Origin of the sequence: Tichowtungia aerotolerans (assembly GCF_009905215.1) — a bacterium.
GTDB lineage: Bacteria > Verrucomicrobiota > Kiritimatiellia > Kiritimatiellales > Tichowtungiaceae > Tichowtungia > Tichowtungia aerotolerans.
On record NZ_CP047593.1, the window covers coordinates 1,669,731 to 1,687,492 of the forward strand.

Annotated in this window: 10 protein-coding genes; 7 read left to right on the plus strand and 3 right to left on the minus strand. The window is 54.8% G+C overall.

Annotated elements, in window-relative coordinates:
* Window positions 1-8 precede the first annotated feature (8 nt).
* Both GT409_RS06845 and GT409_RS06850 read left to right on the plus strand, forming a co-directional pair.
* Window positions 9-4,052, plus strand: coding sequence for an FG-GAP repeat domain-containing protein (locus GT409_RS06845; protein ID WP_160628226.1), 4,044 nt, complete (start codon window positions 9-11; stop codon window positions 4,050-4,052).
* Between the two features lie 33 nt (window positions 4,053-4,085).
* Window positions 4,086-7,109, plus strand: coding sequence for an FG-GAP-like repeat-containing protein (locus tag GT409_RS06850; protein WP_160628228.1), 3,024 nt, complete (start codon window positions 4,086-4,088; stop codon window positions 7,107-7,109).
* 113 nt (window positions 7,110-7,222) lie between these two features.
* On the opposite strand, the gene GT409_RS06855 is transcribed toward GT409_RS06850, so the two are convergent.
* Window positions 7,223-7,957, minus strand: coding sequence for an alpha/beta hydrolase (locus GT409_RS06855; RefSeq protein WP_160628230.1), 735 nt, complete (start codon window positions 7,955-7,957; stop codon window positions 7,223-7,225).
* Window positions 7,958-8,259: 302 nt separating this feature from the next.
* Here GT409_RS06855 and GT409_RS06860 point away from each other — a divergent pair, with 302 nt between their 5' ends.
* The 5 genes from GT409_RS06860 (at window position 8,260) to GT409_RS06880 (ending at window position 16,607) form a co-directional block, all read left to right on the plus strand.
* Complete coding sequence (locus GT409_RS06860; RefSeq protein WP_160628232.1) at window positions 8,260-10,035, plus strand: hypothetical protein; 1,776 nt, start codon at window positions 8,260-8,262, stop codon at window positions 10,033-10,035.
* Between the two features lie 239 nt (window positions 10,036-10,274).
* Entirely contained in the window at window positions 10,275-12,761 is a 2,487-nt protein-coding gene (locus GT409_RS06865; protein WP_160628234.1) for a sulfatase, read from the plus strand.
* Window positions 12,758-14,134 carry a sulfatase family protein gene (locus tag GT409_RS06870; RefSeq protein WP_160628236.1) on the plus strand — a complete coding sequence of 459 codons (1,377 nt, stop codon included), beginning with the start codon at window positions 12,758-12,760 and terminating at the stop codon, window positions 14,132-14,134. Before GT409_RS06865 ends, GT409_RS06870 begins: the two co-directional genes overlap by 4 nt.
* Entirely contained in the window at window positions 14,125-15,090 is a 966-nt protein-coding gene (locus GT409_RS06875) for a hypothetical protein (protein WP_160628238.1), read from the plus strand. Before GT409_RS06870 ends, GT409_RS06875 begins: the two co-directional genes overlap by 10 nt.
* 14 nt (window positions 15,091-15,104) lie before the next feature.
* Window positions 15,105-16,607, plus strand: a complete 1,503-nt coding sequence (locus GT409_RS06880; protein ID WP_160628240.1) for an SGNH/GDSL hydrolase family protein — start codon at window positions 15,105-15,107, stop codon at window positions 16,605-16,607.
* Window positions 16,608-16,625: 18 nt separating this feature from the next.
* Here GT409_RS06880 and pgsA read toward each other — a convergent pair whose 3' ends face one another.
* On the minus strand, window positions 16,626-17,171 hold the full coding sequence (gene pgsA, locus GT409_RS06885) for a CDP-diacylglycerol--glycerol-3-phosphate 3-phosphatidyltransferase (protein ID WP_160628242.1): 546 nt from the start codon (window positions 17,169-17,171) through the stop codon (window positions 16,626-16,628).
* Window positions 17,168-17,761, minus strand: a complete 594-nt coding sequence (locus GT409_RS06890) for a helix-turn-helix domain-containing protein (RefSeq protein WP_160628244.1) — start codon at window positions 17,759-17,761, stop codon at window positions 17,168-17,170. The genes pgsA and GT409_RS06890 overlap by 4 nt, the downstream gene beginning before the upstream one ends.
* Between the last annotated feature and the right edge of the window lies 1 nt (window position 17,762).

Below are 17,762 nucleotides of genomic sequence, written 5' to 3' on the forward strand. Positions count from 1 at the left end.
GATGAAAAATGAGATTAGGCCTGTGTTTCCTGTTTGTATTCTTTGCGGGAGTCGTTTTTGCGGGGGGCGTCGATGATGGCGTGCTGATTTGGTCCGATTCAAATACGTCTGCAGTATCCTCGGATGTCTTTTCGGTGAGTGAAGATATGGCGTTTGCGGGGAAAGAGTCCCTGAATTTCTTAACTGAAAGCAATGATAATACGGTTGCTGAAATCGACCTTGCCTCGGCGGCAGTAATCGGAAAAAACCGCTTTCTGCAAATGCGGGTAAACTTTGATCCGAAAGCGAAATGCCCCGCGGCAAAAATAGGCTGGATAGAGATTTTAACGAGTCAGAGTATGACGGTGGCGTATACGCCGAACACCGCGGTTTACTATATTGACGAACTGCCGGCCTCGATTCTGGACGAGCGACTGAGTTTTGATGCGGATCCGGGAACCTGGCAGTTGCTGACGCTTGATCTGGGCAGTGTCGATCAGCTGGATTTTTCCGAAGTGGATATCAGCCGGATCTCCATTGTTTTTCAGGATGCGGTGAATGTGTACATTGATGATGTCCGCCTGGTGGCAGATGCTCCCGGCAGAATGCTTTTTGATGAAGAAGCTTCTATCGGTACGGTGGATTGTGATGGAAAAATATCTGCCCGGGAAGCTTCTGCGGGGGAGATGTCGTTGACCGGATCCTTTCGAGGTGGTGCAGAGAAAGTGATCGGCATTTCCTTTGATCCGGCGATACAGGTTGGAGCCTTTCGCCGACTGAAAATGAAAATCAATTTTATTCCGAAAGGGGAATATCAGGATGCTGCAGTTTACGGGATTCGGGTTCGTAATGGGGAGGGCGTTGCAGATTATAATCTGAGGGATACGCAGCGTTCCCGGTTTTATATCGATGGACAGGCGTGTGCTGAGACCAATCAGATTCCCTTTGATCGCGATCCGGAAACCTGGCAGGAACTGGCCCTGGATCTGGACAGCGGCCCCGGATTGAGCGGGCCGCGTATCAGCGACGTTGAGGTGGTTTTTGAGAACAGCGTCCGGGTGTATATCGATGAAGTGATGCTTCTGGAAAATCCTGACAGGAACCCTGCAGCACTCTGCGCGCCTGATCCGACCGGAACGCTGGATCTGATGCCGGTAGAGTCGGTTGATTCACCGGGAGACTGGGAATGGATGACTGAGAACCGGTACCGCGTTGTATTGCAGTGCCAGCCTCCGGTTCCGGGGGTTGCGCACCAGCTGGCCTGGGCCGAGCTCGATTTTGACGGAGCATATGACGCGGGCCTGATCGATTCGTCCCAGTGGAATCCGGATTCGATACGGGTTGTTGAGTATGACGCCAAAACGAAGAAGCCGGTGAAATATGATGATACGAAGCCGGGAAATGAGGCGTGGTTTGCTCCGGCTAAAATTGATGAATGGCGGCGGAGACACATCAAGCACTATATTTTCAGAAAGCCGCATCTTTCATGGATTCGTCGCAACGGGAACGCTTCAAATGCGGTTTATATCTGCTACTTTGATGTGCAGGGCCGCGGGGAGCAGCAGAAGCTGCTGATGCCGGCATTTGTCGGCAGCGGCGATGCCCTTTCGTTCGGTGCTCCGGCTGTGCTGGATACGGTGCGAGGAGTTCCGCTTGTTTTTGACTGGGATGACGACGGCGATCTGGATCTGCTGGGCGGACTGGGGTCGGTTCCGGAGCGTGCCATTTACCTGTATGAAAACAAAGGCAATGCGCTGGTGGATGGGTTTGCCAAGCCGGTCAGCATGAAAGGAAAAGAGATGCTGACGTTCTGCTCGCAGGTCATGGATGTGAACGGCGATGGCAAACTCGATGCGGTCAGCGGCAGTAGCTACTATTCCGACTTCCGGGCCAACGGCTTTGTTGAGAAGACCCCTATCGGGGTGCCGCTCGATTCAGAGGCCGGCGAGCTGATTCGAAACAGTCGCATCAAAAGCTTTGCAGTCGCCGACTGGGACGGCGATGGAGTTAATGACCTGATTGCCAACGCCTGTTATTGGAAGGAGTACGGTTTTTCTGATGCTTATAACAGTGATGGGGTGTGGACCAACGGACCGCTGCGGGGATGGTTCTTCTTCTTTAAGAACCAGGGAAGCAATCAGAGTTTTGATCTGGCCGCTCCTGTCCAGCTGATGACGATCGAGCAGGAGCCCGCAGACATGTTCGGCAACCTCAATGTCGTGGTTAACGATATCGACAGGGACGGCGACCTGGACATACTTTCCGGAGACTTTATCAGCAAAATCATGGTGTTTAAAAACATCGGAACTGCAACGGAACCGCAGCTGGATATCGGGAGAGCGTTGCAGACGACGAACGGAGTGTACGAGTCGACCTTTCAGGCCAATATGATTTCTCTCGCCGATTTTAACGGCGACGGCTATGACGACCTGTTCACCCGCACCGAAAACGACTGGACCGGATATCTGGAGAATACCGGCACGACCGACACCAATGGGCTGCCTGTTTTTAAACCGGTGCAGTACCTGAAAAGTCGAAACGACTATCTGACCCGGGGACAGCTTCCGGTACTGGATATTTGCGACTTTAATCAGGATGGCAAATGGGACCTGCTGGTGGGGGACAGCCCTGGAATGCTGGGATATTTTGCCGGTGACGCGCTTTATCCGAATCTGCGGTTTCACCCCTATCAGCCGCTGGCATCCGAAAGCGGACCGTTGCGCATTGTCGCCGGAAAGAACGGGTCTATTCAGGGGCCTGCGGAAGCGCTGTGGGGATACACGGTTCCCGCGTCAGCTGATTGGGACGGCGATGGCAGAAACGATGTTTTGATGAACAGCATCTGGGGAAGGATTGAGTGGGCCCGGAATCTGGGTAACGGGCTGTATTCCGAATTGGAGCCGGTGAAAGTCCAGTGGGACGGTGCCGCTCCGAAACCGGAATGGCGCTGGTGGAATCCGGAGCCGGATGAGTGGTCCACGCAGTGGCGCTGCATGGTCCAGCCGATCGACTGGGATGAAGATGGACTGCTTGATGCCGTTACGATGGATTACGAAGGCTATATGGTGCTTCATCGCCGCCGCAAAGTGGATGGCCGGCTGGTGCTCGGCCCGGGGGAACGGATTTTCCGGGACTATAAGGGTGATCCCTGGCAGATCACGACGAACCGCGGCGGAGGCAGCGGACGGCGAAAATTTGAATTTGCCGATTGGGATAATGACGGCGATCGTGACCTGGTTGTGGATCGCAAAGAGATCGGCGGCAATGTGGTGCTGTATGAAAATGTAACAAATGACGAAGCTCCGCAGATGGTGATGGTGGATAACCTCGCTGACATTGTGGTGCAGGGGCACACCTGCTCTCCGGCGCTGGTGGACCTGGACTCCGACGGGAAGCTGGACCTGGTGATGGCGGCCGAAGACGGACACTTCTATGTATTCCACCGTTCATATATCGAAAACAAACAGCAGCTCCAGGCCCGTTTCCTGACGGAGGACGGACCCGTTCGTACTGAGGAAGAGATCGTGCTGTTTGATGACAAGCTTGCGATTGGGAAGCTGGGCGGAGGGACTGTGTCCGGGGAGATGGTGCGCAGTGGACGGTTGGCGATTAAAAAAGTCAGTGAAGGAGCGGACTATTTCAACATCATGCTCGACCTCCGGGGATGCTGGGATGTTGAGAATTCCCGGTATATGAAATTCTTCATTAATTTTGTGCCGGACGTGGAGCATGCAAACCGTCGCCTGAAATATGTTCGTGTTTATGAGTACAACGGCTACCGGAAAGATAATGACGTTGTCGTTTATGATTCGATGTCGCGGGATTGCCCGGCGCAGTTCTATATTGACGGCCGGGTGGTTTGGCCGGGAGATCCGGTTGAGCTGGATGCTGACCCGGAGACCTGGCAGTCGGTGATCGTTGATCTTCACGGCGGTGCGCGCACACATGGCATCAACACGCGGGCACCTTCTGGTATTTACCGCCGGGTGGACATCATCTTCAAAAACGCCTCCAGAGTTTATTTGGATGACATAAGCTTCTTTTCTGACTCTCCGGATATCTTTGAGCAATAAACCCAAAACGGATGGTGCCGGGGGGAGATAGCAATGAGGTCTGTCCTGTGTTTTCTCGTGGTTCTTTCCGTCAGTAGGATGGAGCCCGGCCTGGAAGGAGATCCTTTTGGAATGCTGGGTCGGATGCCGGTTGAATCGGTCAGCTCCCCCGGCGATTGGCAGTGGATGACTGCCAACCGCTACCGTGTTGTGCTGCAGTGTCAATCTCCGCTGCCGGGGTTTTCGCACAAACTGGCGTGGGCGGAGCTGGATTTTGACGGGGCTTATGCCGAGGGCCTGATCGATTCGTCCCAGTGGAATCCCGATTCCATCCGGGTGATCGAATACGATGCATGGACCAAAAAACCGATCAAGTACGACCCTTCCAGGGAAGGGGATGAAGCCTATTTCGTTCCCGCGAAAATTGATGAATGGCCCCGGCGGCACATCAAAGACTATCTCTTTCGAAAGCCGCATCTTTCCTGGCTGCGCCGGAGTCGGGATGCCGCGCTTGCGGTTTATATCTGCTACTTCGATGTGCGAGGGTGCGGGGAGCAGCAGGCGCTGGACACGCCCGCTTTTATCGGCAGTGGCGATGCGCTGTGCTTCGGCGGGTCGGGCGGGACGGGGCCGGTTCGAGGGCTTCCGCTGGTCTTTGACTGGGATCTGGACGGAGACATGGATTTGGTCGGAGCGGTGAGCACGGTTCCGGAGCGCGCCATGTATCTCTATGAAAACCGGGGCAGTCCGCTGACGAATGGATTCGCCGCGCCGGTCAGCATGAAAGGGGAGGAGATGCGGACCGGGTGTTCGCAGATTATGGATGTCGATGGCGATGGACAGCTTGATGCGGTGAGCGGCAGTGGCTACTACTCCGGGTTCCGGACAAACGGGTTTGTGCAGAAAACCTCCATTGCTCTGCCGTTGGATTCTGAAGCGGGATCCCTGATTCAGGACAGCCGGATCAAAGGATTTGCAATCGCCGACTGGGATGGCGATGGCGTAAACGATCTTATTGCCAGTGCCTGCTACTGGAAAGAGTACGGGTTTTCCGATGCCTTTAACAGCGACGGTGTGTGGACGAACGGCCCGCTTCAGGGATGGTTTTTCTTTTTTAAAAATCAGGGCAGCAATCAGAGTTTTGATCTGGCCGATCCTGTCCAGCTGATGACCGTAGATCAGGAACCGACCGATATGTTCGGGAACCTCAATGTGGCGGTTAACGATATCGACAGGGATGGTGATCTGGATATCGTTTCCGGCGACTTTATCAGTAAAATCATTGTGTTTAAAAACATCGGAACTGCGACGGCGCCGCAGTTGGATGTCGGGCGGGCGTTGCAGACGACAAACGGGATCTACGAATCCCGTTTTCAGGCTAACATGGTTTCTTTTGCCGATTTCAACGGTGACGGGCTTGACGATCTGTTTACTCGTACGGAAAACGACCGGACCGCCTATCTTGAAAACACCGGCACCACCGACACGAACGGACTTCCTGTTTTTAAACCGGCGCGGTTCCTGAAATGCAGAAGTGATTATCCGGTTCGGGGACAGTTGCCGGCGATTGACATCTGCGATTTCAATCAGGACGGAAAATGGGATCTGCTGGTGGGAGACAGCCCCGGAACCGTAGGGTACTTTCCCGGGGAGTCGTTGTATCCGGACCTTCGGTTCGGGGCGTATTTACCGCTGGAAACCTCAAATGGAGCGGTGCGAATTGTTGCCGGCCGGAACGGGTCGATCCAGGGTCCTGCCGAAGCGTTGTGGGGCTACACGGTTCCCTCTGCAGTCGACTGGGACGGTGACGGGCGGATGGATGTCATCATGAACAGCATTTGGGGAAGGATCGAGTGGACGAGAAACCTGGGGAACGGCCTGTATTCCGAATTGAAGCCGGTGAAAGTGCAATGGGACGGGGCTGCGCCGAAACCGGAATGGAACTGGTGGAATCCAGAGCCGGACGAATGGTCCACCCAGTGGCGCTGTACGGTGCAGTCGATTGACTGGGACCGCGATGGGTTGACAGATGTGGTTGCTTTGGATGCGGAAGGGTATCTGGTTCTTCACCGGCGCAGCAGCACGAACGGCGTGCTGATGCTGGGCGGCGGTGAGCGGATCTTCCGGGACTACACGGGGGATCCCTGGCAGATCAACGCGCATGATGCCGGAGGAAGCGGGCGCCGAAAGTTTGAATTTGCCGACTGGGATAATGACGGCGATCGAGATCTGCTTGTCGACCGCAAAGAGATCGGCGGAAGTATCGTTTGGTACGAAAATATCACCAATGATGATAGTCCGCAGTTGGTCATGGTGAATGATCTTCCGGATATTGTGGTTCAGGGACATACCTGTTCTCCGGGTGTGGTCGACATAGATTCAGACGGAAAACTCGATCTGATTATGGCTGCGGAAGACGGACACTTCTATGTGTTCCATCGGTCATATATTGATCATAAACAGCAGCTTCAGGCCCGCTTCCTGAAGGATGGCAGTCTATCAAGAACCGCTGAGGATGTCGTGCTGTTTGATGATCAATTGATTATTGGAAACCTGCAGGGAGGTACGGTTACCAACGGAGTGGCTCGCAGTGGAAAAGCGTCGATTTTTGGCACCTGCGAAGGAGATGTTTATCTCAGTGTCACGCTGGATCTGCTGGGGAATGTGGATATTGAAAACGCCCGCTATCTTAAATTCTTCATGAACTTTGCTGTGGATGACACGCATGCCAACCGGACGTTGAAGTATGTCCGTATTTATGAATATAACGGGTACGGTCTCAGCAACGATGTCGTCATCTACAACTCTGCACTGACAAACTCCTGTGGGGTTTTCTATCTTGACGGCCGGGCGGTTTCTCCCGGCTCTTCAGTAGAACTGGATGCAGATCCGTCGACCTGGCAGTCGGTTGTGCTCGACCTGCAAAGCGGCGACAGGACCCCGGGGATTCCAACGATGGCGGCATCGGGCGTGATTCGTCGAATTGATTTCATTTTTAAAAATGCCACGCAGGTATATATGGACGACATCAGCGCTTTTGCTGAATCGCCGGATATGGTGGATGCCTTGAGCCAATAGGAGAGTTTCAATGTCTGGAAGGCAGCAATCCATGTTTTTCCAGACCTTGGAAAAAATCTGTGCCGCCGCGCTGCGGCTTTCCGGGGGCAGGAACGTCCAGGCAGGATGTTGTATCACTGCAGTTCGTTAACCCACCGGCAGCACTCTTCGGCCCACTGGAAGGGAGTGTTCAGTCCGAGGCCGTGGGATCCTTTTTCGTAGATGTGCAGCTCGAACGGGATGTTTTTTTTGCGCAGTGCGGACGCGAAGAGAAGACTGTTTTCGAACGGGACCAAAGCATCCTCCTGTGTATGCCACATGAAGCAGGGCGGTGTGCGTTCGTGCACGAGGAGTTCGGTTGAGACGGTGCGGCGCAGATCAGAGGAATCATGGTCCCCCAGCAGGTTCTTAAAGCTGTCGTCATGTGTGTGAGAAATTCCGGAGATGACCGGATAACAGAGGATGCCGAAGTCCGGCCGCAGCGAGACCGATCCGCTCGATTCGGGGTAACGGGTGAGCAGCAGGCTGACCAGATGCCCGCCGGCCGAGGAGCCGATCACTCCGATTTTATCGAGGTCGAATTCTTCCGATTTTTTGCGCACGGTTTTGATGGCGGCCAATGCGTCTTCGAACATGGCCGGATGCTGGTTTGGAGCAACGCGGTAGTGCGTCACGAAGCAGGTGAACCCTTTTTTTGAAAAGAAATCTGCGTAGTTGCCGCCTTCATGGTCGGCGGTTACTGCATACGCCCCTCCTGAAAAAATGATCAATCCGATGCCGTTGGCTGTGCCGTTTGCGGGCGGAACAAGGGTTATTGCAGGAGATGGGTTGGTTGTGCCGTTACTGAAAGAACCTGTGAGCTGTATCATTTGTCGTTTCCTGTTTCGCCTGAGCTTTCTTTGATGGAGATCTCGCTATTCTATAGAAGATATTTCCTGCAAAAAGCTAAAAGCTTTTTTCTCTGCCGGACAAAGAGTCATAGATATTCGGTAAATGTCAGCAAACCAATGCTTTATAGGTATGTTGTTTTATCTGTATATGAGTCATTAAAGGTATGAATATCATCAGTGCCGATATTTGCTAAATCCTTTTTTCTTTTGTTGACACCGATAGGTTGTGATGTTACGACTAATCTGTTCAGCATTAATAATGAGCGGAAAAGGAGGAGTCAGTGAATAAGTTGAAAGTAGGCGTGTGCATTCTGATTATGGGCTTCGGAAGCGGTGTGTGGGCGTATAACCCGGGAAACCCGACCGGTGGTGTGGTTTTCACCAATGACAACGCGGTTTGGGATTATTCAACGGCCACGGAGTATATTGGAATCAGTGACAGCGGGAACGGCGTCCTGATCATGAACGGCGGCTCTGTGACGGCTGCGAACCTGAATCTGGGGCAGAATGCCGGAGCGAGTAACAATACGGGTACGGTTACCGGTACGGGGTCAACCTGGAGTATCGGCAGCAACCTGACACTGGGGCGTTACGGAGATTTCAATACCGTGCGCGTAGAGAATGGTGCATTGATGTCTATCGGTGCTCGTACATATCTCGGGGCCAATGCGGGCTCTGAGAGTAACTCGCTTTTTGTTACCGGTTCCGGTTCGGTTTTTTCAAATGGGACTCATTTGTATATCGGTTACAACGCGGATGGAAATGGTCAATCTGTAACGCTTTCGGACCACGGCCTTGTTTCGGTTGGGGACGGCCTGTTTGTGGGATATGGAAGTGACCAGAATACGCTGCGGGTGGAGTCCGGTGCTGAGATGACTGTGGCTTCGAGTGCTGCTATTGGACAGCTCACCGGATCTGAAAGTAACTCGCTGGTTGTGACGGGAAGCGGTTCGACTTTATCGGCAGTTTCTCATCTTTATATTGGGTACGGTGCCGGAGAAGGGCAGTCGGGAACGGTTTCAGACAGCGGCAATATTATCCTTGGTGACAGCCTGTTTCTCGGGAATATCAGCGGCTCGAATACACTGCGGGTGGAATCTGGTGCATCGGTGACGGTTTCCAATCGCGCTTATATCGGGCAGAACGCTTCGGCGGCAGGGAATACGCTTGTTGTAACCGGCAGCGGTTCGGTTCTTTCGACGGTTTCTCATCTTTATGTTGGAAACAGTGCTGCATCGGGACAGTCGGTAACGATTTCGGACGGCGGACAGCTGACGGTTGGCGGAACGACCTACCTTTCGTATTCTACCGGAGGAAATCATACTCTTGAAGTGACGGGGTCTAATTCCGTATTCCAGTCTGCCGGGGCTGTGTATGTCGGCGGGCATCAGGCGGCAGCTCAGGCAACCGGAGATACGCTGATCATTGGGGCCGGAGCGCTGTTGGATGCCCCCCGTCTTACTGTGTATGACGGCAATACGGTGGTTCTGCAGGATGGCGGCCGGATGGAGCCGGGAAATATTATACTTCAGGGGCGTCTGGAACTCGACGGCGGCAGCGTGATCGACGGCGGATTCAATGCCGCAACCAATCTGGCTGTTGTTGCGATGGATATCGGCAGCGGATTTACTCCGGTACAGCTCCTCGGGACGGTTCTTTTGACCGGTGCAAATCTGGAACTCACATTTAATGAGCCGGTTTCCGGAGTGCAGACCATTGATCTGTTCGACTGGACTCCCGGCAACATTATCGGGACGTTCTCGATAACATCCAATCTCGGCGATGGATATGTGATTAACACGGACGATCTCTATACAACGGGAGAAATCACTGTAAGCCCGGCAGAAGTTGGCGAAGTCGGCTATGAACTTACTGGCTCGGATGTCGTTGTCAGCTGGCAGGGGGTCAATGGATTGTCCTATACATTGCAGCGCACAACCAACCTGGTTGCCGGCAGCTGGAGCAATGTTGTGGAGGGGCTTTCCGGGGCCGGGGCGCTGTGGGCCACCAACGAGACAACCGAGCCTGTGGCCTTCTACCGGATCACCGTTGAATAGTCCTGAATGACTGAGGGCCCGGAACTCCAATAAAAACAGCTCTCCTTGCTGCATGCAACGGAGAGCTGTTTTGCTCAACGCCTCTTCCGGGAAGAGCGGTCGAAAAAGATTCCGGGAATTTTGTCGCGATCTGTGACGTTGTGGATTTTATTAGGTTTTATCCGTTTTTCGTGATTCTCAGGGTTGGTATTTTCATAGAATATCATGTTGCTTTCAAATGTTGAGAGGAACCAAGCCCTATGAAAAAGACCGCTTTTGCTGCTGCAACCCTGATCTGCACATTGTCGGCGCAGGCCGCATCGCCGAATTTCCTGGTGATTCTGCTCGATGATGCGGGCTGGCGCGATCTCGGATTCACCGGCAACACATACATCGAAACGCCGAACCTTGACCGGTTGGCGGAGCAGTCCATCCAGTTTCCGACCGCCTATGCCACCCATCCGTTCTGTGCGCCGAGCCGCCAGAGCCTGGTGACCGGCCAGTGGCCCGCCCGCACGGCATGGACGCAGCGCTCGGAAGTGGCTCATCCCGATGCGCCGCGCGGCGCGGCGGCGTATGCGGCGGCGGGCGCATATGCATGGAGCGGCCGTCCTCTCGAATTCACCAGTCTGGCCGAGGCGCTCAAAGGCGCGGGCTATGCCACAGCCCATATCGGCAAATGGCACTTCGGCGAAGTGAAGGCCCGAGTGACTCCGGAGAGTGAAGGCTTTGACGTTAACTTTGGCGGCGGGCAGGGTGTCGGTGCTGTCAAAAACTTTTTTGCGCCCTACCAGGGGATGCCCGGCAATGTGGAAGCACCCGAAGGCGAATATCTTACCGATCGTCTGACGCAGGAAACCATCGACTTTATTCGCGACCATAAAACCGAACCGTTTTACGTGCAGCTCTGGCACTATGCTCCGCACACGCCGATTATGGCGCCTGAAAAGATCGTTCAGAAATACCGGAAAAAACGTGAAGCGCTTGGTGACAACTCGCTCAACCCGACCTATGCGGCGATGATTGATGTGGTCGACCAGGGCGTCGGCCGGATTTTCCAAACCTTGGAAAAACTGGGGTTGGCCGACAACACCGTCATTCTCTTTGCTTCCGACAACGGCGGTGTGCAGTCGCTCGGCTCGGTCCCGGTTACGTCCATGCTGCCGTTGCGGGGACACAAGCAGGTGATGTATGAGGGCGGTGTGCGCGAGCCGATGTTTATTCACTGGCCGGGTGTCACAGCCGGATCGGTCTGCGGCGAAACCGTGAGCATGATTGACTTTTATCCGACCATTCTCGACCTGGCCGGTGTGCCGCTTCCGGATCAGCCGGTGGACGGCGTGAGTCTGGTGCCGCTGCTGAAAGGGGAGTCGATGCCGTCGCTCAGCGACCGTCCGCTTTTCTGGTACAATGTCACCCATGGAATCACCGACGAAGGCGAAACGTTTCAGCCGGTTGCGGCGGTGCGTAAAGGACAGTGGCGGCTCATTAAAAATTTTGAAAAACCGCTCGAGCTGTATGACCTCAGTTCAGACGCCGGGGAGTCGAACAATCTGGCGGAAAGCCATCCCGAAAAAGCCGCTGAGCTCGAAAAGCTTCTCGATCACTGGCTCTCCGATACCGGGGTGGTGGTGCCGACCAAAAACCCGGCGTACGATCCGGATTATGTGATTCCCCGCCAGGTCGATTCGCTGCCGGAGGGATACGAAGTTTCCAAGGTTTGGAAACTGGACAATGCCTCCTGCGGCTGGCAGGCCGCCCGTATGATTAAGACGTCCTTTCATGACGGTGCAATGCGCCTTCAGGAAGAGGGGGGCTACCCGGAGATCCGCTCCGAAGCGCTGTCCGGCCTGCCGGCCGGACGCTATGCCGTTCAGCTGGAGCTGAACGTTCCAACCTCTGGAAGAATCCGCATGGCCTGGAGAGAAAACGGGGCCAGGGGCGGTGATATTGAATTTTTCCCGCAGCGCGACGGACAGTGGCACACGCTGACGGCGGTGTTCGAGGCAGAAGCACCGCTGGCCGGGTTGCGCCTGGCTGCTCCGACACACTTGAAGGAAACCGGGCATTATAATCCCGAAACGCAGCCGAACTGGATTGAGGTACGCTCGGTCAAGCTGTTGTCCGGACCAGCTGCCGAGAATGAACCGGCGGCTTCAACGTCCCACTTCCAGCCTTCACCGAATGCACTTGTTTTTGACGACTTCAACCGCGCGGAGATTGGCCCCGGCTGGAAATGCGATACAGACGGAGTCTGGAAAATTCAAAACGGGCGGCTGGTCGCGGAGATTTATCACGGAAAACCCAAGCCGGTTTTGTATAACACGAACGCGGAATCCGGTCCCGGAACGGTGCTTTCGGCGACCTGTACGCTGAATACGCCGAACCGAACCGGATTTGTCGGGCTGGCTGCTCATTATCAGAGTCCGGAAGAACAGTATATTTTTCGGTTTAACGGCGAGGGAACGGTCCAGTTCCTCGGAGCCAACGGACGGAATGCGATTTTGACAAAGAATCATGCATTTATGCATCTTCCGGGAACATCGTATCGGCTGAGTCTTCGCGAGACGGTTCCTGATCAGTTTGAACTGGAAATCAAAGAAGTTGAGACCGGGCGCACGGTGTTTTCTGAAACCGTTTCGGACAGCAGTCAACGTTACCGCGGCGGGTTTGGTGGAGTGTATAATTCGGCCGGTTCGCTGGCGTTTGATGACTTTCAGCTTGTTAGAAATGGAGAAGTAAAATGAAACAGTGGATTGTAGCCGGGTGCATCGGGGCGTCTGCTTTTGCAGCGCAACAGCCGAATATTATTGTGATACTGACGGATGATCATGGCTATGCCGATCTGGGTTGTCAGGGAATGCTGGATGATGTGCGTACGCCGAATATTGACCGAATGGCGGAGCGCGGCGTTCGTTTTACGAATGGGTATGTGAGCGCGCCGATCTGCGGGCCGTCGCGCGCCGGACTGATGACCGGTCGTTATCAGCAGCGCATGGGAGTAGAAACCAATGCGGATCTTCCGTTTGAGCTGAACACGGTTCCGTTTCCGGAGCGGCTGCGGAAGACCGGATATCGCACCGGCATGACCGGCAAGCTGCACCTGCCGCTGAAGGGGGACGGGCATGGCGAAGATCCTCGCAGGTGGGGCTTTGACGAATATGCGATGAAAGCCGGAGATTTCCGCGTGGCGCCGAAGCGGCGCCTGTGCACGCACAGTCCGGACGGCGAACAGCTGCCCGGTCCGAAATGGATGGATATTGACGACTATCGGCTGGATGTCAGTTCCGATTTTGCGGTGCAGTTTATCGAGCGCAATCACGATGAACCGTTCTTTCTGTATGTCGCCTACTTCGGGCCGCATACGCCGCTCGAAGCGACGGAAAAATATCTGTCGCGTTTCCCGGATGCCGAGCCGCCGGCGCGCCGTTATGCGCTGGCGATGATTTCGGCCATCGACGACGGAGTCGGCCGGATTTTCCAGACCTTGGAAAAATATAAAATCGAAGATGAGACGATGATCTTTTTTATGGGTGACAACGGTGCCCCGCTGAAGGGGCAGCGCACGCTGCCGGTCGACCAGCTGGATTATAACGAGTGGGACGGGTCGCTGAACAGTCCCATGCTGGGCGAGAAGGTGATGATCGGAGAGGGCGGAATTCGCGTGCCGTGGCTGATGTGCTGGCCGGGAACAGTGCCGGCGGGGCAGGTGATGGATGAACCGGTCATTACACTGGATGTTGCGGCCACGGCTCTGGCAGTCAACCGGATTGACGCAGAAGACCTCGACGGGGCGAATCTGCTGCCGCTAGTGACGGGGCAGCAAAAGGAACTGAGCCGCAGTCTCTGCTGGATGCTCGGTGGGCAGACGGCGATACGCAGTGGAAAGTGGAAACTGCTTCAGACTGCGGACTGCGGGCCGTTTCTGTTTGATATGAGTGTGACAGAGCCCGAGCGGGTGAACCTGATCGGGCAGAACCCGGAGATTGCCGACGGGTTGCAGAAGACGCTGGAAAAGTGGAAGACCGACATTGGTCGTCGCGGTTGGGTACGCGACGCGCAGCTGAACCTGGAGAAGTCGCTTTATAAAACCCATTACAGCGGAGTTTCATGCGATTAGCTGTTCCAGCCGTATTCCTGCTGTTCCCGGCAGGCTGTCTGGCGGTTCTGTTTCAGTTTGGCCGGCCGGACATCGACTATTGGCTGCAGCCGTTGGATGTCGGTCCGGTGGCGAGCAATTTTGTTTATGAAGACAATGCGCCGTACAGCGATGCGGTGGTGACCGCATGGGATCTGATCAGTGAGCCGAAAGATGCCATTACCGGGCCGTGGGGGAATAAAACGGGTCTGTTTGTTCCGGAGCCTTACGGCAATTACGGACTCGGTCGCAGCCCGGTCCAGCCGACAACCTATGTGCAGATTGCCGGGCGGGAGGTCGGGATGTGCCTGGATGTCCAGGCCTCGGAAATTCCGGACCAGACCTATAATCCGAACATGAAGTTCTATTATAAGTGGAACATGGATTTTTATCTGGGAGACGGCGGAGAGAAGACGTGGCTTTATCCGTACCATTCTGCTTCGGCACATCCGAACCCTCAGTTCCGGTGTACATTTGAGGCGGCGGTGAAAACGTCGCAGGGCAGCGGAGTGCGGCACGCGAACACGGCGTTCCAATGGTTGGAGGAAATCAGCGGCACGCACATTTTTGTGCAGCACTATGTGTATGACAGCCGCGATGAGATTCAGGCGGTGTCTTCGGGGTATGATCCCAAAATCGGCAAGTTGTGGATCGCTCAGAAACTTGGAGATCCGGATGCGTATTGTCTGACACTGCCGGGCTCGGCGGTTTTTACAAACGGAGTCTGGTCGGATTATCGGATGTTCGGCCTTGATCAGCCGTGGAGCCGGTTTGAGACGATGATTGATTTTCTGAATGCCAGGTATGGCATCAGCATGAGTAAGGATCGCGACCGCTGGCGGTTGGTCGCGGCGAGTTTTAATCTGGAAATGCAACAGGGTTATGAGGGGTGCATCGCCGGCAAATGCCGGGACATGACTCTTTGGACGCGGCATTAATGAAGGGAAAAACGGTGAAAATAACAGGAATAATGGTCGCGGTTTTGGTCGCGAGAGTGGCGTGTGCTCAGCAGGTGCTGGATCAGGGATGGCGGTTTGTGGTTCAGCCGCAGGCGGTGGAGTCGCAGGACGGCAATGCGGTGCGGATTGACTACGACCTTTCCGGTGTTCCGCTGGAGACGTCGCTGAACAGTGTGATCTGGTATAAGGGAACCGCGGCGGGCGCGGGCTCCAATCCGGCTTTTGCCGTGTGGGCGCTGGATGAGGCCGGCAAAAAGACCAAACGCATTTCCGAGGTGACCATTAAGCCGAACACAGACGGCCCGATTCCGTTTCCGGTTTCAACATATGTTCGTCAGCATTTGAAGGATGGACGTGCTTCGTTCCTGATCGAGCCGCGCGGTGCTCCGGGCTTTTCCCAGATGGTCGAGTTCAAAGAAAGGCCTGCGCTGGCGATTGTTAAAGCTCAGAAAGAAAACTATGTGCTCTCTGATCTGTTGAAGCCGGTTTGGGAAGGACCCCGGATGGTGAATGAAACCGCGTTGCCGACTTCGTATGACGGAAAAGCGGCGGAGGCCTGTCTGGCGTTTGTGCCGTCGAAGGTGATCAGCGTGAAAAACTATGCGCTTGATAAAACCTACGTGGAAGGACAGGACTACACCGTTGACGGGCGTACGATTCGGCTGACGGCAGACAGTTCTATTCCGTTTTATAAATACAGTGATCTTTACCATACCAACCCGAATACAAAGCCGAATGTGATGAAAACCGTTGATGGCGGTTATCTGACCTTCAGTGAATCGTCCTTCTTCAACGATAAACAGCTGGCGGTTACCTATGAACACGATCAGCCATGGGACGGCCCGGTTCCGCAGTCCGCAAAAAAACTGCTGCCGAAAAGTTTCCAGACATTGGAAAAAGGAAAGCCGCTTAAGCTGGTTGTGTTCGGCGACAGCATTTCTGTTGGAGCGAGCGCGAGTGGAAAATCGATCCGCGCGCCGTGGATGCCGCGCTGGGCGGATCTGGTGGCGGATGAATTGGAGCGTCAGTACGGATCCGATATCGACTATATCAATCCGTCGCTCGGCGGCATGCGCGCGGACTGGGGGCGGGACGTCGTAGACGGACTCGTTTCGTTCGAAAAACCCGATTTGGTGATTCTCGGTTTCGGAATGAACGACGCAGGCGTACGGTTTTCGACCGAGCAGTTTGCTGCCAATACAAAGGCGATGATGGAATCAATCCGGGCGCAGAATCCGAAGGCCGAATTCATTCTGCTCATGTCGTTCCAGAACAATCCGAAGTGGCGGTCGCTGGAGCCGATGGTCGGCTACCGCGCGGCGCTGAAAGCCATGGAGGGCCCCGGCGTGGCGGTGGCCGACATGTGGGCAATGCACGGGTACCTGCTTGAACACAAAACCTACTGGGATATGACCGGCAACCATGTGAATCATCCCAACGATTTCCTGGTGCGGGTGTATGCGCAGACACTCCTGTCTACATTGGGAATCGAATAGGCGGGGGAAACAGAGGCGTCACCGGTTTCCCTTCAGCAGATTTTTGTTCTGGTCGAAGTAATGCCAGCCGCTCCAGACAGATAGGGCGGTCACAAACAGGCCGAACCACCACAGCAGCGTGTGAAATTTTTCCAGACCTTGGAAACAGCCGAGCAGCAGTACGATGCTGATGAAGATCATCTGCCAGATGGTCTTGTGTTTGCCCCAGATTCCTGCGGCAAGCACGAGGCCTTTGTCGGCAGCCAGCAGCCGCAGCCCGGTGACCATAAACTCGCGGGACAGAATCAGCGTAACCATCCACGCGGGCATCACGCCGAGCCCGACGAAGCCGATGAATGCGGCGGCGGTGAGCACTTTGTCGGCCAGCGGATCCATCAGTTTGCCGAAATCGGTGCATCCGTACACATTGCGGGCGAGGTGCCCGTCGAGCGCATCGGTGATGGCCGCGCTAACAAAGACGATCAGCGAGAGCACTCCCGAGCCGGGGACGCTTGCGTTGAGAAAGATGATCAGCAGGCCGGCCATGCCGAAGCGGCTGAGTGTCAGAATATTCGGAGGATTCATCGGGTACTTTCTATTTTATCAGGAGAAGTGAGGTAAAGGTCGGGCAGGGGGTCGTCAATCAGCATTTTCGCCGGGGAGATTTCCGGTGCTTCTGTTTTTTCCGGAACTGTCCGGCGGACGCAGGTGGAAATGCTTCCGATGATGACTGCCAGCACGAGGAGTCCGGCAATGGCTCCGGCCATCATGCGAATATCTTTCAATGGGCCAAGGGGAAGTTTTTTGATGATTTCGAGCTTTGCCAGCCATGCCGGCGGTTTCCCTTTGGGTCTGGCTGAGCGGGAACGTGCCGGAAAGACGCGCGAGTCCTGAGTGTTCTGTTCGAGCTGGCTGTTTTCGTCGATCAGTTTGCGTGGTCCTGTTCCGTGTTTTTTTGAGTATTCCTCCACCAGTGGTTCCGGATCGAGTTCGAGATATTTTGCATAAAGACGAATGAACCCTTTGGCATATGTTGGTGCCGCGATGCCGGAAAAATCATCGGCTTCCATTGAGTGGATGATTTTAGTCAGAATGTTTGTAGCAGTGGCGGCTTCTGCTTCGGAAACACCCTTGCTTTCGCGTGCGGCTTTAAATTGCTGTCCGATTGTGGCCATG